Raw genomic sequence first — 21,377 nt, 5'->3', positions numbered from 1 at the left:
TATCTGCGAACACGTCGCGGAAACGAGCCGTTCCTAGCGTGATGCCATGGCCGACACGCTGGAAACTCCGCAGCATCAGGATCTCGTCGAGGCCGCCGGCATGCCCGTCGGCAGCGGGGAGGTCAGGCCCGGGTACGACCCGCGGCTCACCAACGAGGACCTGGCCCCGCTGCGCAAGCAGACGTGGGGCGCGTACAACATCTTCGCGTTCTGGATGTCCGACGTGCACAGCGTCGGCGGCTACGTGACCGCCGGCAGCCTCTTCGCGCTGGGCCTGTCCAGCTGGCAGGTGCTGGTCGCGCTCGTGGTCGGCATCTCCATCGTGTACTTCTTCTGCAACCTCGTGGCCCGCCCGAGCCAGGCCACCGGGGTGCCGTACCCGGTCATCAACCGCGTGGCGTTCGGCGTGCTCGGGGCGAACGTGCCGGCCATCATCCGCGGCTCGATCGCCGTGGCGTGGTACGGCATCCAGACCTACCTCGCCTCGGCCGCCCTCGACGTGGTGGTGCTGAAGCTGTGGCCGGGCCTGGCGCCGTACGCCGACGTCGACAAGTGGGGATTCGTCGGGCTGCCGCTGCTGGGCTGGTGCTCGTACGCGGTGCTGTGGGTGCTGCAGGCCGCGGTGTTCTGGACCGGCATGGAGACGATCCGCCGGTTCATCGACTTCTGCGGCCCGGCCGTCTACGTGGTCATGGCGGTGCTCGCCGGCTATCTCATCTACAAGGCCGGCTGGGGCGCCATCGACCTCAGTCTGGGCGAGGTGAAGTACCACGGCCTCGACGCCGTGCCCGTGATGCTCGGCGCGATCGCGCTCGTGGTGTCGTACTTCTCCGGCCCGATGCTCAACTTCGGCGACTTCTCCCGCTACGGCAGGTCGTTCCGGGCGGTGCGCACCGGCAACCTGCTCGGCCTGCCGGTCAACTTCCTGGCCTTCTCGATCCTCGTCGTCATCACCTCGTCGCTGACCATCCCGATCTTCGGCGAGCTCATCACCGACCCGGTGCAGACGGTCGCCCGGATCGACTCGACGTTCGCGATCGTGCTCGGCGCGCTGACGTTCACGATCGCCACCATCGGCATCAACATCGTCGCGAACTTCATCTCGCCGGCGTTCGACTTCTCCAACGTCAGCCCGCAGCGGATCAGCTGGCGCGCCGGCGGCATGATCGCCGCGGTCGGCTCGGTGCTCATCACCCCGTGGAACCTCTACAACAACCCCGACGTCATCCACTACACGCTGGAGATCCTCGGCGCCGCGATCGGACCGCTGTTCGGGGTCCTCATCGCCGACTACTACCTGGTGCGCAAGCAGCAGGTCGACGTCGACGCGATGTTCACCATGAGCCCCGACGGGCGCTACTGGTACCGCAAGGGCTACAACCCGCCCGCGCTCGTGGCCACGGCGGTCGGCGCGATCGTCGCGGTCGTGCCGGTGCTGTGGAGCGGCGGGCCGGGGATGCACGAGACGGCGCAGTACAGCTGGTTCATCGGGATGGGCCTGGGCCTGGTCACCTACCTGGCCCTCGCCCGGAAGAAGTGACATGCGCATCCGCGTCGTCAACCCGAACACCACCGCGGCGATGACCGCGCTGATCGGGGCGAGCGCCCGGGCCGTGGCCGGTCCGGGCGTGCTCGTCGAGGCGGTCACCTCGGCGATGGGCCCGGCCTCGATCGAGAGCCACTACGACGAGGCGCTGAGCGTGCCCGGCCTGCTCGCGGCGGTGGCCGAGGGGGAGGCGGAGGGCGCCGACGGCTACGTGATCGCCTGCTTCGGCGACCCCGGCCTCGACGCCGCCCGGGAACTCGCCCGCGGCCCGGTGGTCGGGATCGCGGAGGCCGCCATGCACGCGGCGGCCCTGCTCGGCCGGGGCTTCAGCGTCGTCACCACGCTGGACCGGACCCGGGGCCGGGCGTGGGACCTCGCGGCCCGCTACGTGGCCCCGGGCGCCTGCCGGGGCGTGCACGCGTGCGCGATCCCGGTGCTCTCCCTCGACGCGGACCCGCACCTGGCCGACCGGGTCACCGCGGTGGCCCGGCTCGCCCTGGACCAGGACGGCTCGGACGTCATCGTCCTGGGCTGCGCGGGGATGACGGCCCTGTGCGACACCGTCTCGTCGCGCCTGGGTGTTCCGGTCATCGACGGAGTTGCCGCGGGTGTACTGCTCGTGCGTTCGCTGCTCACGCTGCGCCTGTCGACGTCGGCGCACGGCGAGTACGCCCGGCCGCCCGCGAAGGACTACACGGGCGCGCTGGCCGGCTTCGCTCAAGGCGAATCGGCGAAGAGCCCCGTATCGCGGGGGAGCCGGGCGATGTAGGACTGCAGCCGCCCGTGGTGCACGGCGCAGGCGGCGATGAGCGCGTCGGGGTCGCGGGCGGTGAACGCGGCCAGCATCGCGGCGTGGTCGCGGTGCAGCAGCTCGCGGTCGGCCGGGCCCAGGTGGGTCATCGGCTGCAGCGGCTCGGTCATGTTCCAGGCGGTCCCGAGCATGTGCAGCAGCCGGCGCATCCGGCACGGGCGGATCAGCGCGAGGTGGAAGCCGCGGCTCTCCCGGTGGTAGGCCCGCCCGTCGCCGGCCCGCACCGCCGCCTCCAGCGCCGCGTGGGCCGCCATGGCTCGCTCGTCGTCCTCGGCGCGGGCCTGGCCGAGCGCGATGCGGAGCGCGGCCGTCTCCAGCGCCTCCCGTACAAGATAGATCTCCGCAAATTCCTCCAAGGTAAGTTTCGCGACCCGGTAACCCAGGTTGGGGCGGTGGTCGACCAGGCCCTCGCCGATGAGGGTCATGAGGGCCTCGCGCACCGGGATGCGGGACACGCCGAAGGCCGCCGCGACCGCGTCGACCGGGATGGCCGAGCCCGGCGGGACCTCCCCGTCGAGGATGCAGGCGCGCAGGTCATCGACGATGGCGCCGGGGGTCCGGCCGGCCCGCCCGGCGAGCCGCGCGACGAGCGCCGAGCGTCGCCGCGGACCGGGCATGGGTCACCTCCCGCGGCGAGCGTAGGCCCGCCCCGTTATCGGCGTGTTTCCGTGGCGTTCACGGCCCGCGCGGCGGCCTGCGGGAGCGCTCCCATTGACATGCTCACATGTGTCGATCACGCTGGCGGCTCCGCAACTCCCGCTACGAGAGGATGCAGCGATGGCGAAAACCCTCGGCCGTATCGCCGACCGGGTCCTGGGGCGGCTGGCCCCCTCGGCCGACGCCGGATGTGCCTACGAGTGGGTCACCTGTCAGTGCAAGGGTGGCCTGCGGTACCAGAAGCGGTGCATGTACGGCTGCTCGGGCGTGCCCAACCACTGCTACTCCTGCACGGTCACCGGCACCTGCTGACACCCCGCACGACGGCGCCCGCGCGAGCGTGCGGGCGCCGTCCCTGGTCCTGGAGGATGCGATGACCACCGCCCTGCTCGTCGCGGTCGGGCTGCTCGCCGCGCTCACCGTGTTCAACCTGATCGTCGTGCTCGGGGTCGTCCGCCGGCTGCGCTCGTACGAGGAGCGGCTCGGCGGGATGGCCGAGCCCGCGCCGGTGCTCAGCACGCACCTGGGCGCGCGGGTGGCCGACTTCGCCGCGTCCACAATGGACGACCGGCCGGTGTCGCGGGCCGCGCTCACCGGCACCACGCTGTTCGGCTTCTTCTCGCCCGACTGCTCGGCCTGCCACGAGCGGCTCGGCGACTTCCGGGCCACCGCCGCCCGCCACCCCGGCGACGCCTACGCGGTCGTGGTCCGCGACGGCGGCGACATCCCCACCGTGCTGACCGCCCTCGCCGGCACCCCGGTGATCCTGGAGGACCCCGAGGGCCCGGTGGCCACCGCGTTCGGCGTGCGTGGCTTCCCGGCGTTCGTGCTCGTCGACGACGAGGGCCTGGTGGAGTCGTCCGGGTACCAGGTGCCCGTGCTGGTGCCGTGAGACCGGCCCGGTCCCGGCGCCACAGGGAAGGGTCGGGCGCCGGGACCGGACTTCTGGGGGTGCGGGTCAGGTCAGGAGGGCTCGCCCGACGGGACGGCCAGGGCGGTGCCGAGCGCGGCCGGGACGCCCAGGTTCGGGGTGCCGTCGGCGTTCCAGGTGATCTTCTGCGCGCGGGTACTGCGGTTCAGGTCGCAGTTGCCGGAGGAGGACGTCGTCGCGTGGTACACGATCCAGTCCTCGGTCCCGTCCGGTGACTTGAAGAACCCGTTGTGGCCCGGCCCGTAGACCCCGTTGGCGTTGGAGCGCTGGAAGATCGGCGTCGAGGTCTTCACCCACGACGAGGAGCTCAGCGGGTCGCCGCCGTTCCAGGTCAGCATGCCGAGCTTGTAGTCCGGCGTCGAGCAGTGGCTGGCCGAGAAGACGATGAAGGTCTTCCCGCCGTGCTGGATGACCTCCGGCGCCTCGTTGACCGCGCCGCCGACCGTCTCCCAGCTGTACGTCGGTGTGGACAGCAGCCGGCGCGTGCCGCTCGCGGTCCACGGGTTGGACAGCGGGCGGATGAACATCGGCTGCGAGCCGTTGTAGTAGGTGCCGAGCAGGTACAGCTGGCCGTTGAGCTGCAGGATGGTCGGGTCCAGCTCCCACGTGTTGTTCTGGGTCGGATCGAGCAGGTCGGCCTTGAACGTGTACGGCCCCATCGGGTCCAGCCCGGAGCTCTCGAGCACGTGGATGCGCTGCGTGCCGAGGTTGTACGGTTCGGCGCCGGCGACGTAGTAGAGGTACCACCGCTGCCCGTTGGGCCCGGAGAGCAGGTGGAACTCGGGCGCCCACATGGTGCCCGCGCCGTTGGACCGCGTCAGGTTGAAGATGACGGTCTCCGGGGCGCCGGCGAGGCCGCCGAGCGTCGCGGACTTGCGCATGGTGATGGTCCGGTTCCAGGTCGTCGCGGCCAGGTAGTAGTAGCCGTTGTAGTACTGCAGCCACGGATCCGGGCCCTGCGGGTCGAGCGGGTTGGTGAAGGTGCCGCCGCCGGTACCGGTGCCGGGGTTGTATCCGGCCAGGCGCCAGACCCGCGTCGTCGCCGTCGTGCACGGCAGCTGCACCAGCTTCGCGTTCACCGCCGTGCTGTCCCCGGCCGGCGTCACGCACTTGCCCGACTGCGCGCCGACGAGGTTGAACGTGTTGGTGGCGCCCGAGACGGTGACCGCCTGGAGCCGGAAGCGCTGGTTGTTCTGGCTGTTGCAGGGGTACTGGATGACGAGCCCGTTGTCCGCAGTGGACTGTCCGGAGATGTCGAGGCACGACCCGGCGGTCAGGGTGCCGACGGTGTAGGTGTTCGCGACGCCGGAGACGGGCGTGAACGTGAAGTTCTGGCGCGTCGTACCGTTGCAGGCCGCGTTCTGCAGCTGCAGCGCGGCGGTCGACGCGCCGCCGGGCACCTCGGCGCAGTTGCCGCCCGCCTGCAGGACGACGGTGCTGGTGAACGTCACCGGCGCGGCGGACGCCGGCGACGCCTCGAGGGCCACGAGCGGCAGCAGTGCGGCCGCGAGGAGAGCGGCGGCGGTTCGTTTCATCTCTCACGTCCTCGGGATGGAGTCCGAAAACCCTTTCGAGGATGGTGAACCTCGCAACTCACGCAGGTCAATGTTGTGACAAATTGTTATGGGGGCCGAAAACATTTCGACCCCCATGCCTCGCGCTATACCGCCGTGCAGGTGAGCGTCGGCACCGAGTTGGTGCTGCCGAAGGCGCCCAGGAAGCCGAACGAGGTGTTCTGGCCCGCGCCGACGGTGCCGTTGTAGGCCACGTTGGTCGCGGTCACGTTCGCGCCGCTGCTGGTGATGGTGGCGCTCCAGAACGAGCTGACCGTCTGGCCGTTGGCGTAGGTCCACTTCACGGTCCAGCCGGAGATGGCCTGGCCGCCGGCGGTGACCGTCACCTGGCCCTGGAAGCCGCCCGGCCACTGGCCGACGATGCTGTACGCCGCGCTGCACGACTTGGTGCCGGTGCTCTGTGAGGCGCTGCGGCTGGGCGACGGCGACGCCGAGCTGCGCGACGGCGACGGGCTCGACGACGCGCTGCGCGAGGGCGACGGGCTGAGCGACGAGCGCGAGGGCGAGGGGCTGGTCGTGCCGCCGTACACGCTGGCCTGCTTGGCGGTGGCCTTGATCCCGTGCGCGCCGTTGAAGATGCGCTGGCCCCAGGTGGTGAGCTGGTTGGGGTTGAAGTTGGTGGCCATGTCGAGGATCGGGTCGGTGTTGCCGCTCCAGGACCAGCCGATGTAGCCCAGCCCGCGGGCGTCCGCCTGGGCCAGCAGCGTCTCGTGGTCGACCTCGCCCGACTGGAACTGCCAGCCGAACTCACCGATGACGAGCGGCCAGTTGTTGTTCTGGAACCGGTCGAGGTAGTCGATGATGGTCTGCGCGTTGGCGTAGACGGCGTACATGTGGATCGACAGCACGGTGTTCTTCTGGGTGTCGGCGTCGAGCACGGTCTGCGCGTTGTCGCGCATCACGTTCTGCCAGTCCTGGCCCCAGTTCGGCGCGTCGACCATGAGCAGGTGCTGGAAGCCGTTGCTGCGCATCTTCTGGATCGCGGCGACGGTGGCGGCCGTCCACTGCGCCGGGTTGTTGTTGCCGATCGGCTCGTTGCCGATGTTGATGGAGATGTAGCTCTCCTGGCCGACCAGGTTGGCCTTCTGGCTGATCCAGTAGTTCACCGCCTCGTCGAGCGTGGCGGCGGCGCCGTCCTCGCCGTAGCCGGTGGTGTCGTGCACCTCCAGCACGCAGATGAGCTTGTTCGCCTTGCACAGCGCGATGACGTTGGCGACGTCGTTGGACGGCCCCCAGCGCTTGCCGGAGCCGAGCACCACCCGCACCGTGTTGGCGCCCAGGGCCTTCACGTCGGCGAAGGCCTGCGTGTTGCCGGTGTACCAGACGTGCGGGTGGTTGACGCCCCGCATGATGAACTGCTGGCCGTTCGCCTCCACGATGTTGCGCCCGCTCACGTGGAGACCGACGGCGGCGGACGCCTCCTGGGCGTACACCACGAACGACGCGGCCACCGCGACCAGCGCGGCGGCGAAGATCGTGAGTCGTCTCTTCATGGGGTACTTCAGTACGCCCCGGAGTTTCGAAAAATCAATCGAAGCGCTTCGAGCTGCCGCCGGACCAGCGGTGGGCGCCCCGGCGGGGGTGAAAGATACAGCCGCTGGGTATGCGCACGTCATGGCCTCATACACGGTGAACCCCGCGGCGGTCCAGCGGGCCCGCGCGCTGATCGACGGTCGGCAGTACGTGCTGGACAGCGACTGGGGCGCGGTCCAGCCGCACGCCGACGCCGGCAACGCGTTCCTGCAGCGGCACTCGTGGGACGACTACGCCGCGTGGCATCTGGGGCTCACCGAGGGCGCGTCGGAGGAGACCAAGGCCCGGTACGCGTTCGTCTACGGCGACTTCCGCCGGGTGCACCGCACCGGGCTGATCGCGTGCGTCTACCGGGCCTCGGAGTGGCGGCACAAGGACGTCGAGCTGGCCGCGCACGACCTCCTGCAGCGCCTGGACGCGCAGGCCGGGATCAGCTGACTTCTTGCAGCACGCGGCGCAGCAGCGCGCGCGTGCCGTCGCGGCGCGGGTGTTCGGCCACGAACGCCGTGAGCTCCGGCACCATCCAGGCCGGGTGGCCCAGGTGGCAGGCCGACTCGAAGCGCAGCTCGACCGCCCGCAGCCGCTGCTCCTCCAGCCGGGCCGCCGCCGCGCGCAGCAGCGGCGAGTCCAGCCCGGCCAGCGCCGGCCCGCGCCACCGGGCCAGCGCGTCGCCCAGCAGCCGGGTCGCGCGCTCGTGGTCGCCGCCGGCCGCGGCCCGCTCCGCCTCGGCGGTCAGCCGCTCGAACTCGAAGAGATCCAGCGCACCCCGCTCGGCCCGCACCAGGTAGCCGCGCGGCCCGGCCACGATGCACCCGGCCGCCCGGGGGCCGAGCGCGCGGCGGAGCGTCGCGACGTACGTGCGGACCAGGTCGGCGGCGGCCGGCGGCGGCCGGCCACCCCAGATCGCCGCGGCCAGCCGCGCGGTCGGCACCTCCGTGTTGGCCTGCAACAACGCCGCCCCGAGCAGCGCCTGCTGGCGGGCCGGGACGACGGTCGCCCGCCCGTCGGCGGCCCGCACCTCGACCGGGCCGAGTACGCCGAACGTCAACACCGATCCACCTCCGTCGCGGGCCGTTCCCCCTGACGGCCGCACCCCGCAGCGTGGCGGACGCGCGTTGGAAATCCGTTAATGCCGCGTTGGTACCTCTCGATGCGTCAATCCCGCCCTTACCCAAACGGTCGTTCCGGGCCGTATGATCCGACAGGCCGGACCCACGAAGGCCGCGACTGTTGGGGGGACTAGATGCGAAAGTTGGCGCTGGCGTTATTGGCGTCCGGGGCGATTGTGTTCGGCGTGGCCACCGCGGCTCACGCCTATGTGAAGCCGGAGAAGTGCTACACCAACGCCGGTGAGATCCTCTGCCTGACCCCGTCGCCGCAGCCCTCGTCGACCCCGACGCCCTGACCGGTGCGGATCGGCCTGCTCGGGCCGCTGGAGGTCATCGACGAGGACGGCGCGCCCGTCGAACTGCCCGGCGGCAAGCCCAGGACGCTGCTGGCCGTGCTCGCCGCACACGCGGGCCGGCCGGTGTCGGCCGAGGTCCTGGTGGAATCCCTCTGGGGGTCGGCGCCGCCCGCGCGGGCGGATGCCAACGTCCGGGTGTACGTGCACCATCTGCGCAAGGCCCTCGGCGGCGACCGCATCGGCCGCCGCCCCGAGGGGTACGTGCTGTGGCTGGAGCCGGGCGAGCTCGACGCCGCCCGGTTCCGCACCCTGCTCGCCACCGCCCGCGGCGCCGAGCCCGCGCGGGCCCTGGAGGCGCTCGAGGCCGCCCTGGCCCTGTGGCGCGGCCCGGCGCTGGCCGGGCTCGAATCGGTCCCGGCCCTCGCGGCCGACGCGGCCGGCCTGGAGGAGCTGCGCCTGCAGGCCCTCGAACAGCGCTTCGAGCTCGAACTCGGCCGGGGCCGGCACGAGGAGATCATCGCGGAGCTGCAGGCGCTGACCGGGCAGTACCCCCTGCGCGAGACGTTCCGCGGCCAGCTCATGCGCGCCCTGGTCGGGGTCGGCCGGGGCGCCGAGGCGGCCGCCGTCTTCGAGTCCGTGCGCCAGGTCCTCGCCGACGAGCTGGGCCTCGACCCCGGCCCCCAGCTGCGCGACCTGCACCTGGCCGTGCTGCGCAACGAGCAGCCGGCCGCCGTCGTCACCGACGCCCCGCGCTTCGTCGCCGTCGTCCCCCGCCAGCTCCCGGCCCGCGTCGCCGGCTTCGCGGGCCGCGCCGAGTGGCTGGCCCGCCTCGACGAGCTGCTGCCCACCGGCGACCCGGACCGCGACGTGCCCGCCGTCACCATCAGCGGCCCCGGCGGCATCGGCAAGACCACCCTCGCCGTGCACTGGGCGCACGCGGTCGCCGAGCATTTCCAGGACGGCCAGTTGTACGTCAACCTGCACGGCTTCGACCCCGTGCGCGCGCCCCTGGAGCCCGCCGCGGCGCTGAACCTGCTGCTCACGGCGCTCGGCGTGCGGCCCCGGGACATCCCCGCCGACCCGGCCGAGCGCGAGACCCTCTACCGCAGCGTGGTCGCCGCCCGGAGGGTCCTCGTCGTGCTGGACAACGCCTGCGACGCCGCCCAGGTCCGCCCGCTGCTCCCCGCCGGCCCGGGCTGCCTGGCCGTCGTGACCAGCCGCGACCCCCTCGCCGGCCTGGCCGCGGCCGGCGCCCGCCCGCTGCTGCTGGACCTGTTCGACACCATCGAGGCCGCCGACCTGCTGGAGCGCCGCCTCGGCCGCTGGCGGGTGGCGGCCGACCCGGCGGCCGTCGCCGACGTCATCGCCCGCTGCGGCGGCCTGCCCCTGGCCCTGAGCGTGGTGGCGGCTCGCGCGGCGGTGACCACCACCCCGTCCCTGGCCGCGGTCGCCGGCGAGCTCGGCCGGGCCCGCCGCACCCTGGACGGCTTCGCCGGCGTCGACGCGGCCACCGACCCGAGGGCCGTGTTCTCCTGGTCGTACCGCGTGCTCGACGACCCCACCGCCCGCCTCTTCCGCCTCCTGTCGGTCCACCCCGGCCCGGAGGTGACGGTGCACGCCGCCGCCAGCCTGGCCGCCGTCCCGCCCGAGGAGGCCGGCGCGGCCCTGCGCCGGCTGTGCGCCGCGTCCCTGCTCACCGAGGCCGGCCCGGGCCGCTACGGCGCCCACGACCTGATCCGCGCGTACGCCGTCGAACTCGCCGAGACGACCGACCCGCCGGCCGGCCGCCACGCCGCCCTGTCCCGGCTGCTGGACCACCTGGTGCACACCGCGTACCCGGCGACGCTGCTGGTCGACGCGAACCAGACCCCGACCCCGATCGACCCGCCCGCCCCGTCGGTGACCCCGGACCCGATCGAGGACCGCCAGCAGGCCCTCGCCTGGTTCGACGCGGAGCGCCCGGTCCTGCTGGCCGCGGTCGAGCGCGCCGCCGCCGCCCACCCGTCCCACGCCTGGCAGCTGGCGTGCAGTTGCGTGGTGTACCTGGAGCGCACCGGCCGCTGGCAGGAGAAACTGGCGGTGCTGGGGATCGCGCTGGAGGCGGTACGCCGGACGGGAGACCGCCCCGTCGAGGCTCGGATCCTGCGCAGCCAGGGCCGCACGCTGGGCCGCCTCCACCAGCACGACGAGGCCACGGCCCACCTGCGCGCGGCCGTGGCGTTGTACCAAGCGCTGGGCGACGGCAACGGCCTGGCCCACGCGACGGGGACGCTCGGCGAACTGCTGGAGGGCGCGGGCCGCTACGAGGAGGCGATGACCTACTCCCAGCGCGCGTGTGAGCTGTACCGCCTGAACGGCAACACCCTGGGCGAGGCCCGCTCCTTCGGCGGCGTGGCCTCGCTGCAGACCATGATCGGCCACTACGCCGAGGCGATCGCCACGTGCCACCGCGCCCTGGCCCTGTTCACGGCGGCGGCCGAACCGGCCGAGCTGGCCGGCGTCTACGACACGCTGGGCGTGGCCCACCACCACCTGGGCGCGCATGCGAAGGCGATCGAGTGCTTCGGCCACGCGCTGGACCGCCTGGCCGATTCGGGGGAGCGCTTCTACCTCGGTCTCGTGCTGACCCACTTGGCGGACGCGCGGCGGGCGGCGGGGGACCGGGACGGGGCGCGGAGGGACTACCGGCAGGCGCTGACCATCTTCACGGGCCTGGGCGCCCGCGAGGCGGAGGCGGTCCGCAACCAGCTGGCCATGCTGTCCGCCGAGGTCACTCCCCGCCGCTCGTCGTGAAGGTGGAGCGGCCCTCGGGGGCGACGAGTGCGCCGTCGTGCCAGTACGACATGACCCAGGGCGGGATCGTCAGGGTCACGGTGCGCGTCTCGCCCGGGGCCAGGGTGATGCGGTCGAACGCCACCAGCCGCCGCGTCGGGGCCACCACGGGCCAGTCGTGCGGGGTGCAGTACACCTGGACGACCTCGTCGCCCGGGACGTCGCCGGTGTTGGTGACCTCGACCGTCGCGGCCGGACCGTCGACGGTCAGCGGGCCGTACGCGAACGTGGTGTACGACAGGCCGTGGCCGAACGGGAACAGGACCGGGCCGCGGTGGTACTGGTACGTCCAGCCCGCGCCGATCACGTCGTAGTTCAGCGGGTCCGGGAGGTCGGTGTCGGCGCGGTACCAGGTCTGGGGGAGGCGGCCGCCGGGATTGGCGATGCCCAGCACGGTGTCGGCGATCGCGTTGCCCTGCTCCTGGCCCGCGTGCGCCGTCCACAGGATCGCCGGGACGTGTTCCGCGGCCCAGTCGATGGCGTACGGGTAGGACGACACCAGGACCAGCACCGTGTTCGGGTTCGCCGCCACCACCGCGCGCAGCAGGCGGTCCTGGTCCGGCGGCAGGGCCAGGTCCGCCCGGTCGATCGTCTCGCGGGCGTTGATGTGGGGGTCGTTGCCCAGTACCACGACGGCCCAGGAAGCTGCCCGGGCCGCCGCCACCGCCTCCGCCACGCCGTCCGTGACCCGCTCCATCCGGAACTCGACGCCGGGCGTGTCACACGTGACGGCGCCGTCGTGGACCGAGAACTGCTCGCGGACCACCCAGCCGTCCGGGGCCGGCGCCGTGGCCGACACGGTGCCGTCGTCGGACACCGTCAGGTAGCCGCCGTCCGAGGAGCGGAAGGTGTGGGCGCCCGATCCCCAGTCCTGGTGGGCGAACAGGCCGTCGAGACCGTCCAATCGGACCAGGTCGAGGCCGGGCGTGTAGGTGACCGAATCGAGGCGGTCGCGCAGGGCGGCCTCGATCGTGACCGCGTACGGGAAGTCGCCGCTGTACCAGTCGCGCAGGACCTGGCCGCCGAGGGCGCCGATCACCGCGACGCTCCCCGACAGCGGCAAGGCGTTGCCAGCATTGCGCAGCAGCACGATCGACTCGCGGGCCGCCCGCAGCGCGAGACGGTTGTGGGCTTCGCAGGCGATGACCTCGCGGCCGATCGACGCATAGGGATCGTTTGCCGGGTCGAACTCGCCGGTCAGCGCGCGCAGGGCCAGCAGCCGCGACACCGCCGCGTTCACGTCCGCCTCCGTGATCAGGCCGCGGTTCAACGCCTCGGTGAACCGTTCGATCGTCGGGGCCGAGTCAGAGCCGTTGTCGGTGTAGCTGTCCACGCCGGCCAGCAGGGCGGCCGCGTGTGACTCGGCGTGGGTGGGGAACTGGGCGATCAGGTTCGACGGGGCCTGGGCGTCCGAGCAGATCACCACGTCCGGCTTGGCCGCGCGCAGTGCCGAGCGCAGCAGCGGGTGGACGTGGTTCGGGATGCCGTTGACGAGGTTGTACCCCGGCATCACGCCCGCCACGACGCCCGCGCGCAGGGGTTCCAGGAAGACCGGCAGCTCGTACTCGTGCAGCACGCGCTCCGGCACCCGCATGTCGATCCGGTCGCGGTCGGTCTCGACGTTGTACGCCAGGAAGTGCTTCAGCACCGGCGCGGTCCGCCAGACGGCGGGGTGGTCGCCGCGCAGGCCGGTGCAGTAGGCGATGGCGAGCGAAGCCACCATGAGCGGGTCCTCGCTGTAGCCCTCCTCGTTGCGGCCCCAGCGCGGGTCGCGCAGCGGGTTCACCACCGGCGACCAGACGTTGAGGGAGGCGCCGCCGGAGCGGTACGCGCGGACCTCCGTGGCCGCCGCCGCGCCGACCGCCCGCAGCAGCTCGCGGTCCCAGGTCGCGCCCAAGCCGACGGCCTGGGGGAAGACCGTGGCGCGGCCGAGCCAGGCGGCGCCGTGCAGGGCCTCGCAGCCGGTGTGAAAGGCCTCCAGCCCCAGCCTCGGTACCGCCGGCTGGTGCTGGTGGAGCAGGGCGATCTTCTCGGCGATGGTCAGTCCGGCAAGCACGCGGCACTCCCTAAGTCGAAGCGTTTCGATGATGGTCAACCAGCCCCTACGTGTCAACCGGGAGCGGAAGTTTCATGGCCGGAGCCCGGCAACAGCGCGATCGGCCTCGATGTCCTTGTCGGCGGTTCGTCGATGTCCTAGGGTCTGTGCCTCGAAGCGCTTCGACACCCGTTTCGAAACTCCGGAGCGCCGACCGTCCGCGATGCACGATCCCATCCCCGAAGGGTGGTCCAACCCATGGCAAGCCTGAGCCGGCGCGGTCTGCTGGCCTCCGTCGCCGTCATCGCCGCCGCCCCCCTGCTGGACGCCTGCGGCAGCCCCAAGGAGAAGAAAGAGGGCACCACCAGCCAGGACGAGCTCAGCAAGGCGCTGCCGAACCACGTCGCCAACAACGCGGTGAACCCCGACATCCCGATCGTCTCCGGGGTCAACGGGGCCACCACCGACCCGGCCTTCCTGAGCTACCCCGCGAACCCGCCGAAGTCGGTCACCGGCGCGGTCGGCTCCGGCGGCTCGTACACGACGATGACCCCGCTGTGGGGCGCCATCCCGCCCTCGAGCGGCAACACCTACTACGACACCGTCAACAAGGCCATCGGCGCGAACCTCAAGCTGCAGCCCGCCGACGGCAACACCTACGGCGACCTGCTGCCCCCGCTGTTCGCCTCGGACAAGCTGCCCGACTGGATCAACCTGCCGGTCTGGAACATCACCAACCTGGCCTTCGGTGACGCGGTCGCGGCCAAGTTCGCCGACCTCACGCCCTACCTGGCCGGGGACAAGATCAAGCAGTACCCGAACCTCGCCGCGCTGTCGCCCAACGCCTGGATCTCCGGGGTGTGGAACGGCAAGCTCTACGGGCTGCCGATCTACTCGTCCAACGCGGTCGTCGCGGGCATGTACTACTACCGCAAGGACCTCTTCGACAAGGCCGGCGCCTCGGCGGAGGTCAAGAGCGTGGCCGACCTGGAGGCGCTGGGCAAGCAGCTGACCAACGCCACGGCCGGCGTGTGGGCGTTCGACGACCTGTTCGGCGACGACGGCGCGTACATCAACCAGCTCTTCGAGTTCCCCAGCGGCAGCTACCCGTGGACCACCGACGCCTCCGGCAAGCTGGTGCACCGCTACGAGACGCAGAACATCGCCGACGCGCTGAACTGGCACGCCAAGATGGTCAAGGCCGGGTACATGCACCCGGACGCGGTCGCCAACAACAGCGAGAACGGCAAGCAGCGCTTCTGGTCGGGCAAGGTGCTCATCTGCGCGGACGGCACCGGCGCCTGGAACGGCGACGACAACAAGTCCGGCTCCGCGGCCAACCCGAGCTACAACCGCCAGGGCTTCAAGCTGTTCAGCGCCAACGGCGGAGCGCCGAAGATCGAGCTGGGCAACGGCGCGTCGATGTTCAGCTACTTCAACAAGAAGCTCTCCGACGCCCAGATCAAGGAGCTGCTGAACATCGCCAACTATCTGGCCGCGCCGTACGGCTCGGCCGAGTGGCTGACGGTGAACTTCGGCGCGCCCGGCACCGACTTCACCATGAAGGACGGCAACCCGCTGCTGACCGAGCAGGGCAGCAAGGAGATCGCCACCACCTTCCAGTTCCTGTCCTGCCCGGCCTCGGCCATCGTGGTGCAGTCCGGCGCCACCCAGGTCGTCAAGGACTACGTGAACTGGCAGGCCGACGCGGTCAAGCACGTGGTCAAGCCGATGTTCTACGGCATGAACGTCAGCGAGCCGTCGCGCTTCTCCTCGCTCATCAAGCCGATGAAGGACACCATCACCGACGTCAAGCTGGGCCGCAAGCCGATCTCGGCGTGGACCGAGGCGGTCGACAACTGGCGCCGGACCGGCGGCGACGAGCTGCGCAAGTTCTACGACGACATCCGCTCGAAGTACGGCACCGGCAAGTGAGCACGGTCCCCCGGTGACCACGACCACTCCCGCGAAAACGGCGCCGCCGGCCGAGCAGGCCGGCGGCGCCGCCGCGCCCCGCAAGCGGCACTGGCGCCTGCGCCTGCGCCGGGACCGCTCGCTGCTGCTCATGACGCTGCCGGCGGTCGTCCTGCTCGCCGTCTTCGCCTACGCCCCGATGTTCGGGCTGATCACCGCGTTCCAGAGCTACGACATCTACAACGGGTTCTGGTACAGCCCCTACGTCGGCACGTACAACTTCGAGCGCCTGCTCACCGACACCATCTTCTGGCACGCCCTCGAGAACACCCTGGTCATCAGCGCCGTGCAGCTCGTCCTGTACTTCCCGGTGCCCATCGTCCTCGCCCTGCTGTTCAACGAGATCGCCAACGCGCGGGTCCGCTCGTTCATGCAGTCGGTCGTGTACCTGCCCCACTTCTTCTCCTGGGTGCTCGTCGTCACCGTGTTCCAGGAGATGCTCGGCGGGGCCGGCGCCCTGAACACGCTGCTGCGCCGGCACGGGTACGCCACCTGGGACATCATGACCAACGCCGACGCCTTCAAGTACCTGGTCACCGCGCAGGCGGTGTGGAAGGAGGCGGGCTGGGGGATCATCGTGTTCCTGGCCGCGCTGGCCGCCATCGACCAGTCGCTCTACGAGGCGGCGGCGGCCGACGGGGCCGGCAAGTGGCGGCGGATGTGGCACATCACGCTGCCCGGCATGCGCGGCGTCATCGTGCTCATGCTCGTGCTGCGGCTGGGCAACGCGCTGACCGTGGGCTTCGAGCAGATGCTCATCCAGCGCCAGGCCGTCGGCCGGGACGCCTCCGAGGTGCTCGACACGTTCGCGTACTACTACGGCGTCGTCAACAACAACTTCAGCTACGGCGCGGCCGCCGGCCTGTTCAAGGGCATCCTGTCCCTGCTGCTGGTGCTGGCCGCGAACAAACTTGCGCACGCCTTCGGCGAGGACGGGTTGTACAGACGAGATGACCGCTGAAACCGTGAACCGGCCCCGCCGCAGGCACACCGGCCCGGCCTGGGAGGAGCGCACCGGACCGGTCGGACAGGGCCTGAAGGGGATCACGCTCGTCGTCGTGGTCGTGCTGGTCGTGTTCCCGCTGTGGTCGATCGTGCTGACCAGCTTCTCCACCCAGGCGGCGATCAACGAGGCGGGCGGCCTGGTGACCGTGCCCGGGGAGCTGACGATCGAGGCGTACCGCCAGATCTTCACCAACCAGCTCGTCACCCACTCGCTGCTGGTGAGCCTGGCCATCACCGCCGTCGGCACGTTCATCTCGATGGTGGTGACCGTGCTGTGCGCCTACGGGCTGTCCCGGCACGGCACCTTCGGCCACCGGTTCATCCTGCTGTTCCTGGTCGTCACCATGTTCTTCAGCGGCGGCCTGATCCCGTCGTTCCTGGTGGTCACCGCGCTGGGCGGCTACGGGCAGTACTGGACGATGATCCTGCCGGCCGCCGTGTCGGTGTTCAACATCCTCGTGATGCGGGGCTTCTTCAGCAGTACCGCCCCCGAGCTGCTCGACGCCGCCCGCGTCGACGGCGCCGGGGAGTGGCGGATCCTCTGGTCGGTCGTCCTGCCGACCTCGCGCGCCGTGCTGGCCGTGATCACGCTGTTCTACGCCGTCGGCTACTGGAACTCGTTCTTCAACGCGCTGCTCTACCTGCCGGACAACGGCAAGTGGCCGCTGCAGATGGTCATGTACCTGTACACCCTGCAGGGCGCCAGCATGCCGGGCACCGGGCTCACCAACACCGGGCAGTACGCCGGCCATCAGCAGATCGCGACCCTCTCGCTGCAGATGGCCGTGGTCACGCTGACGCTCATCCCGATCCTCGTCGTCTATCCGTTCGTCCAGCGCCACTTCACCAAGGGCATGCTGGTCGGCGCCATCAAAGGATGATCGGGGGCATGATCGGGCCGAGGCTGCTGTTCGGCGGCGACTGGAACCCCGAGCAGTGGCCGCCCGAGGTGTGGGCCGAGGACGTGCGGCTGATGCGGGCGGCGGGCGTGAACCTCGCGACCGTCGGGGTGTTCGCGTGGGCGGCGCTGGAGCCGGAGCCCGGGCGGTACACCTTCGGCTGGCTCGACACCGTGCTCGGGCTGCTGCACGACGGCGGGATCGGGGTGGCCCTGGCGACCCCGACCGCCTCGCCGCCGCCGTGGCTCGGCCACCGGCACCCGGACACGCTGCCGCAGGGCCCGGACGGGGTGCGCCGGCACTACGGCTCCCGCAACCACTACTGCCCGAGCGCGCCCGAGTACCGCCGGGCCGCGCTCGCCGTCACCGAGGCCCTCGCGGCCCGCTACGCGCACCATCCTGCCCTGCGGCTGTGGCACATCGGCAACGAGTTCGGCACCACCTGCCACTGTGGACACTGCGCGGCCCGGTTCCGGGACTGGCTGCGGGCCCGCCACGGCGACCTCGACGCGCTCAACGAGGCTTGGGGAACAAGCGTCTGGTCGCAGCGGTACTCCCAGTGGTCCGAGATCCTCCCGCCCGTCACCGTGCAGTACATCGGCAATCCCGCACAGGATTTGGACTATCAGCGCTTCGGCTCGGACCTCCTCCTAGGGTGCTTCGTTGCCGAACGGGACGCGGTGCGGGCGCACAACCCGGCGATTCCGGTCACGACGAACTTCATGGACTTCTACCGCCCGGTCGACGGCTGGCGCTGGGCCGCCGAGGAGGACGTCGTCTCGCTCGACACCTATCCGGACCCGAACGACCCGGGGGCCGCGATGCGCGGGGCGATGTCCAAGGACGTCATGCGCTCCCTCGCCGGCGGCCCGTGGCTGCTCATGGAGCAGTCCCCGGGCGCGGCCAGCTGGCGGCCGGTGTCGACGCCGAAGCGGCCCGGCCTCAACCGGCTCTGGTCGCTGCAGGCGGTCGCCCGCGGCGCCGACGGGGTGCTGCACTTCCAGTGGCGGGCGTCCCGGCAGGGCCTGGAGCGCGCGCACGGGGCGCTCCTCCCGCACGCGGGCGAGGACTCCCGGGTGTTCCGCGAGGCGTGCGCGCTCGGCTCCGAACTGGCTTCGTTGTCCGAGGTGGACGGTCTCCTGGGGACGGACGTCCCGGCCGACGTGGCGATCCTGCTCGACTGGGAGTCCTGGCGGGCCGCCGAGCTGCCGCACCAGCCGGACGCCGGATTCTCCTACGTGCAGCGGCTCACCGAGTGGTACGAGCCACTGTGGACGGCCAACATCACGTGCGACTTCGCCCACCCGGCGGCCGACCTGTCGCGCTACCGGCTGGTGCTGGCCCCGAACCTGTACCAGGTGACGCCGGCGGTGGCCGCGAACCTCACCGCGTACGTGGCGAGCGGCGGGACCTTCGTGCTCGGCCCGTTCAGCGGCGTCGCCGACGCGGACGAGCGGGTCCACATCGGAGGGTGGCCCGGGCTGCTCATGGACCTCGTCGGGGTCCGGGTCGAGGAGCACTGGCCGCTGCCGTCGGGCTGGGCCGAGTGGGCCGAGCCGCGCGGCGCCGAGGTGATCGGGCACGCGCGCGGCGGGCCGCTCGACGGGCGGCCGGTGGTGTTCCGGCACGGGCGCGCCTGGTACGTCGGGCACACCCCGGAACCCGAGGACCTGGCGCGGCTGCTCGCCCGGGTCTGCGCCGAGGCCGGGGTCCGGCCGGTGCTGGCGGACCTGCCGCCCGGCGTCGAGGCGGTGCGCCGCGGGCGGGTCGTGTTCCTGCTGCACCACGCCGAGGGCCGGGCCGAGATCCGGGTCGATCCATGAGCCGCCGGTACCGCATCGAGGCCCCCGACCCCGCCGCGACGTTCGAGGACGGCTTCCCGATCGGCAACGGCAGCCTGGGCGCGATGCTGCACGGCCGGCCGGGCGTGGAGGCCCTGGACCTGAACGCCGACACGCTCTGGTCCGGCGGGCCGCTCGTCCCCGCACCCGGTCCCGGACCGGCGGGGCTGCTGCCGGAGCTGCGCCGGGCCGTGGCCGCCGGCAGGCACGCCGAGGCCGAGGACCTGGCCCGCCGGCTGCAGGGGGACGCCTGGACGGAGTCGTACCAGCCGCTGGGCCGCCTGGAGTGGCGCTACGGGGATCAGCGGGGGCTCGGGGAGTACACTCGATGGCTCGATCTTCAGGAGGCGGAGGCGGGCACCGGCTATGCGAGCGTGTCCGGCCCGGTGCGGGTGACGGCGTTCGCCTCGCATCCGGACGGCGTGCTCGTGCTGACCGCCGGCGGGCCCGGTGCGGTGCCGCGGCCGATCGTCCCGCGGCTGCACGGCCCGCATCCCGGCGTGGCCGCGCGCCGGTTCGCCGACCCCGACTGTCTGGTGTGGACCGGGCGCGCGCCGGCGCACGTGGTGCCGAACTACGTGCCCGACCGCCATCCGTCCATCGTGTACAGCGATGAGCGCCCGGACGCCGGCGGTACCGTGGCCGCCGGGATGGGCTTCGCGATCGCCGCCGCCGTGCGCCGCACCGCCGACGGGACCCGGCTGCTGGTGACCGCGGTGACCGGCTTTCGCGGCCCGGCCCGCCGCCCGTCCGCCGACCTCGACGCGCTGGCCGCCGCGGCCGCGACCCGCCTCGGGCGAGCCCTCGCCGTGCGGCCGGACGAGCTGCGCTCCCGGCACCGCGCCGACCACCGCCGCCTGTTCGACCGGGCCGACCTCGACCTGTCCGCCTCGCCCGGCGCGGCGCGGGCGGAGCTGTTGTTCCACTTTGGACGGTACCTGCTGATCGCCAGTTCCCGCCCCGGCACCCAGCCCGCGAACCTGCAGGGCATCTGGAACGCCGACGTGCGGCCCGGCTGGTCGTGCAACTGGACCACGAACATCAACGCCCAGATGAACTTTTGGGCGGCGGAGAGCACCGGCCTGCCCGAGCTGCACGAGCCGCTGCTGGAGCTGACCCGGGACCTGGCCGTGCACGGCGAGCGGACCGCCGCCCGGCACTACGGCGCCCGCGGCGCGGCCGCGCACCACAACACCGACCTGTGGCGGTTCACGGCACCGGTGCCCGGGGATCCACAGTGGGCGAACTGGCCCTCGGCCCTGCCGTGGCTCGCCGCGCACGCCTGGGACCACCTCGACCACGGCGCCGGCCGCGACTTCGGCCGCGCGGTCGCCCTGCCCGTCCTGCGGGCCGCCGTCCGGTTCACGCTCGACATGCTCGTCGACGACGGCCGCGGCGCGCTGGTCGTCGCGCCGTCGACCTCGCCGGAACACCAGTTCGCGTACGGTACCGACGGATCCGCCGCCACCTCGTGGGGCTGCGCGCTGGACCAGGAGCTCGCCCGGGAGGTGCTGTCCCGGTTCGCGGCGCTGTCGGCGCGCTGGCCCGCCCCCGCCGACGCGGCCCTCGTGCGCGAGGCGGCCACGGCGCTGCGCTCCCTGCGGCCGGTCCAGACGGGCGCGGACGGGGCGCTGCTGGAGTGGTACGACGAGCGCCCGCCCCGCGAGCCCGGCCACCGGCACCTGTCCCACCTGTACGGGCTCTTCCCGGGCACCCGCATCACCGAGGCCGGCACCCCGGCGGACTTCGCGGCCGCGCGCCGGGCCCTCGCGCTCCGCCTCGAACACGGCTCCGGCCACACCGGCTGGAGCCGCGCCTGGATCCTGGCCCTCGCCGCCCGCCTGCGCGACGCGGACCTGGCCGAGTCCACGGTCGCCGCGCTGCTGGACGAGCTCTGCTCGCGCTCGCTGCTGACCCTGCACCCGGACGCGGGCCGGCCCAGCGGCCGAATCTTCCAGATCGACGGCAACCTGGGCGTGGTGGCCGGCCTGACCGAGCTGCTCGTGCAGAGCCACGACGGCGCGATCGCCCTGCTGCGCGCCCTGCCGCCGGGCTGGCCCGCCGGCGCGGTGCGGGGCATCCGGTGCCGCGGCGGGCACACGGTCGCGCTGCGCTGGTCCGGCGGGGCGCTGGCGGAGGCGGCGGTGACGGCGGGCGCGAACGGGCCGCTGACCGTCGAGGTGGCCGGCCGCTCCGGCGGGTCCGACGCGCCCGCAGGTGCGGTCGAGGTGCCGGGCGCACCGGCGGGCCGGGTCCGGCTGTGCTGGCCCGCCCGCGCCGGGGTCACCTACCGGGTCCGCTGAAAATGGCTGGCGCGGTTCGGTGCCCGGCGGC

General features: G+C 72.3%; 16 protein-coding genes. 11 read left to right on the top strand and 5 right to left on the bottom strand.

What is annotated here, in order from left to right; all coding sequences use genetic code 11:
- Positions 1-46: 46 nt before the first annotated feature.
- Positions 47-1,540 (top strand): NCS1 family nucleobase:cation symporter-1, encoded by a 1,494-nt coding sequence (locus tag ACQPZ4_RS37180; RefSeq protein ID WP_433046607.1) that lies wholly within the window; start codon positions 47-49, stop codon positions 1,538-1,540.
- A 1-nt stretch (position 1,541) separates the two neighbouring features.
- Entirely contained in the window at positions 1,542-2,315 is a 774-nt protein-coding gene (locus ACQPZ4_RS37175) for an aspartate/glutamate racemase family protein (RefSeq protein WP_433046604.1), read from the top strand.
- On the opposite strand, the gene ACQPZ4_RS37170 is transcribed toward ACQPZ4_RS37175, so the two are convergent.
- The gene (locus ACQPZ4_RS37170) at positions 2,264-2,974 is read right to left on the bottom strand and encodes a GntR family transcriptional regulator (protein WP_433046601.1); all 711 of its coding nucleotides are present in this window, start codon (positions 2,972-2,974) and stop codon (positions 2,264-2,266) included. The genes ACQPZ4_RS37175 and ACQPZ4_RS37170 overlap by 52 nt on opposite strands.
- A gap of 160 nt (positions 2,975-3,134) precedes the next feature.
- On the opposite strand from ACQPZ4_RS37170, the gene ACQPZ4_RS37165 reads away from it, so the two are divergent.
- Both ACQPZ4_RS37165 and ACQPZ4_RS37160 read left to right on the top strand, forming a co-directional pair.
- A complete protein-coding gene (locus ACQPZ4_RS37165) occupies positions 3,135-3,326 on the top strand; it encodes a hypothetical protein (protein WP_433046598.1) in 192 nt (63 codons plus the stop codon).
- 61 nt (positions 3,327-3,387) lie between these two features.
- Positions 3,388-3,906 carry a TlpA disulfide reductase family protein gene (locus tag ACQPZ4_RS37160; protein ID WP_433046595.1) on the top strand — a complete coding sequence of 173 codons (519 nt, stop codon included), beginning with the start codon at positions 3,388-3,390 and terminating at the stop codon, positions 3,904-3,906.
- Positions 3,907-3,977: 71 nt separating this feature from the next.
- Here the strand turns inward: ACQPZ4_RS37160 and ACQPZ4_RS37155 are convergent, their stop codons facing one another.
- On the bottom strand, positions 3,978-5,480 hold the full coding sequence (locus ACQPZ4_RS37155; RefSeq protein ID WP_433046592.1) for a family 43 glycosylhydrolase: 1,503 nt from the start codon (positions 5,478-5,480) through the stop codon (positions 3,978-3,980).
- 125 nt (positions 5,481-5,605) lie between these two features.
- Positions 5,606-7,012: a cellulase family glycosylhydrolase gene (locus ACQPZ4_RS37150; protein ID WP_433046589.1), complete on the bottom strand. Its 1,407-nt coding sequence runs from the start codon at positions 7,010-7,012 to the stop codon at positions 5,606-5,608.
- A 121-nt stretch (positions 7,013-7,133) separates the two neighbouring features.
- Between ACQPZ4_RS37150 and ACQPZ4_RS37145 the strand changes: the two genes are divergently transcribed.
- On the top strand, positions 7,134-7,490 hold the full coding sequence (locus tag ACQPZ4_RS37145) for a hypothetical protein (RefSeq protein ID WP_433046586.1): 357 nt from the start codon (positions 7,134-7,136) through the stop codon (positions 7,488-7,490).
- Here ACQPZ4_RS37145 and ACQPZ4_RS37140 read toward each other — a convergent pair.
- On the bottom strand, positions 7,483-8,103 hold the full coding sequence (locus ACQPZ4_RS37140) for an AfsR/SARP family transcriptional regulator (RefSeq protein WP_433046583.1): 621 nt from the start codon (positions 8,101-8,103) through the stop codon (positions 7,483-7,485). The two genes, ACQPZ4_RS37145 and ACQPZ4_RS37140, sit on opposite strands and share 8 nt — an antisense overlap.
- Positions 8,104-8,460: 357 nt before the next feature.
- Here ACQPZ4_RS37140 and ACQPZ4_RS37135 point away from each other — a divergent pair, with 357 nt between their 5' ends.
- Positions 8,461-11,250, top strand: coding sequence for a BTAD domain-containing putative transcriptional regulator (locus tag ACQPZ4_RS37135; protein ID WP_433046580.1), 2,790 nt, complete (start codon positions 8,461-8,463; stop codon positions 11,248-11,250).
- On the opposite strand, the gene ACQPZ4_RS37130 is transcribed toward ACQPZ4_RS37135, so the two are convergent.
- Positions 11,228-13,345, bottom strand: a complete 2,118-nt coding sequence (locus tag ACQPZ4_RS37130; RefSeq protein WP_433046577.1) for a beta-glucosidase family protein — start codon at positions 13,343-13,345, stop codon at positions 11,228-11,230. The two genes, ACQPZ4_RS37135 and ACQPZ4_RS37130, sit on opposite strands and share 23 nt — an antisense overlap.
- A gap of 237 nt (positions 13,346-13,582) precedes the next feature.
- Between ACQPZ4_RS37130 and ACQPZ4_RS37125 the strand changes: the two genes are divergently transcribed.
- From ACQPZ4_RS37125 to ACQPZ4_RS37105, 5 genes are read left to right on the top strand one after another with little or no spacing between them, the layout of a single operon-like run.
- Positions 13,583-15,259 (top strand): hypothetical protein, encoded by a 1,677-nt coding sequence (locus ACQPZ4_RS37125; RefSeq protein ID WP_433046574.1) that lies wholly within the window; start codon positions 13,583-13,585, stop codon positions 15,257-15,259.
- Between the two features lie 13 nt (positions 15,260-15,272).
- Positions 15,273-16,259 carry an ABC transporter permease gene (locus ACQPZ4_RS37120; RefSeq protein WP_433046571.1) on the top strand — a complete coding sequence of 329 codons (987 nt, stop codon included), beginning with the start codon at positions 15,273-15,275 and terminating at the stop codon, positions 16,257-16,259.
- A complete protein-coding gene (locus tag ACQPZ4_RS37115) occupies positions 16,249-17,184 on the top strand; it encodes a carbohydrate ABC transporter permease (protein WP_433046568.1) in 936 nt (311 codons plus the stop codon). The genes ACQPZ4_RS37120 and ACQPZ4_RS37115 overlap by 11 nt, the downstream gene beginning before the upstream one ends.
- Positions 17,185-17,192: 8 nt before the next feature.
- Complete coding sequence (locus ACQPZ4_RS37110) at positions 17,193-19,025, top strand: beta-galactosidase (RefSeq protein ID WP_433046565.1); 1,833 nt, start codon at positions 17,193-17,195, stop codon at positions 19,023-19,025.
- Complete coding sequence (locus tag ACQPZ4_RS37105; RefSeq protein WP_433046562.1) at positions 19,022-21,346, top strand: glycosyl hydrolase family 95 catalytic domain-containing protein; 2,325 nt, start codon at positions 19,022-19,024, stop codon at positions 21,344-21,346. Before ACQPZ4_RS37110 ends, ACQPZ4_RS37105 begins: the two co-directional genes overlap by 4 nt.
- The last annotated feature ends 31 nt before the right edge of the window (positions 21,347-21,377 follow it).

It is taken from the genome of Dactylosporangium sp. CS-033363 (assembly GCF_050942475.1).
GTDB lineage: Bacteria > Actinomycetota > Actinomycetes > Mycobacteriales > Micromonosporaceae > Dactylosporangium.
The sequence above is the reverse complement of the archived record's forward strand: the minus strand, read 5'-3'. Positions and strand labels throughout refer to the sequence as shown.

Coding starts and splice junctions, on each gene's coding strand:
- ACQPZ4_RS37165 (WP_433046598.1), top strand. CDS start 3,135: ATGGCGAAAACCCTCGGCCGTATCGCCGACCGGGTCCTGGGGCGGCTG.
- ACQPZ4_RS37180 (WP_433046607.1), top strand. CDS start 47: ATGGCCGACACGCTGGAAACTCCGCAGCATCAGGATCTCGTCGAGGCC.
- ACQPZ4_RS37155 (WP_433046592.1), bottom strand. CDS start 5,480: ATGAAACGAACCGCCGCCGCTCTCCTCGCGGCCGCACTGCTGCCGCTC.
- ACQPZ4_RS37170 (WP_433046601.1), bottom strand. CDS start 2,974: ATGCCCGGTCCGCGGCGACGCTCGGCGCTCGTCGCGCGGCTCGCCGGG.
- ACQPZ4_RS37150 (WP_433046589.1), bottom strand. CDS start 7,012: ATGAAGAGACGACTCACGATCTTCGCCGCCGCGCTGGTCGCGGTGGCC.
- ACQPZ4_RS37160 (WP_433046595.1), top strand. CDS start 3,388: ATGACCACCGCCCTGCTCGTCGCGGTCGGGCTGCTCGCCGCGCTCACC.
- ACQPZ4_RS37115 (WP_433046568.1), top strand. CDS start 16,249: ATGACCGCTGAAACCGTGAACCGGCCCCGCCGCAGGCACACCGGCCCG.
- ACQPZ4_RS37145 (WP_433046586.1), top strand. CDS start 7,134: ATGGCCTCATACACGGTGAACCCCGCGGCGGTCCAGCGGGCCCGCGCG.
- ACQPZ4_RS37105 (WP_433046562.1), top strand. CDS start 19,022: ATGAGCCGCCGGTACCGCATCGAGGCCCCCGACCCCGCCGCGACGTTC.
- ACQPZ4_RS37175 (WP_433046604.1), top strand. CDS start 1,542: ATGCGCATCCGCGTCGTCAACCCGAACACCACCGCGGCGATGACCGCG.
- ACQPZ4_RS37110 (WP_433046565.1), top strand. CDS start 17,193: ATGATCGGGCCGAGGCTGCTGTTCGGCGGCGACTGGAACCCCGAGCAG.
- ACQPZ4_RS37125 (WP_433046574.1), top strand. CDS start 13,583: ATGGCAAGCCTGAGCCGGCGCGGTCTGCTGGCCTCCGTCGCCGTCATC.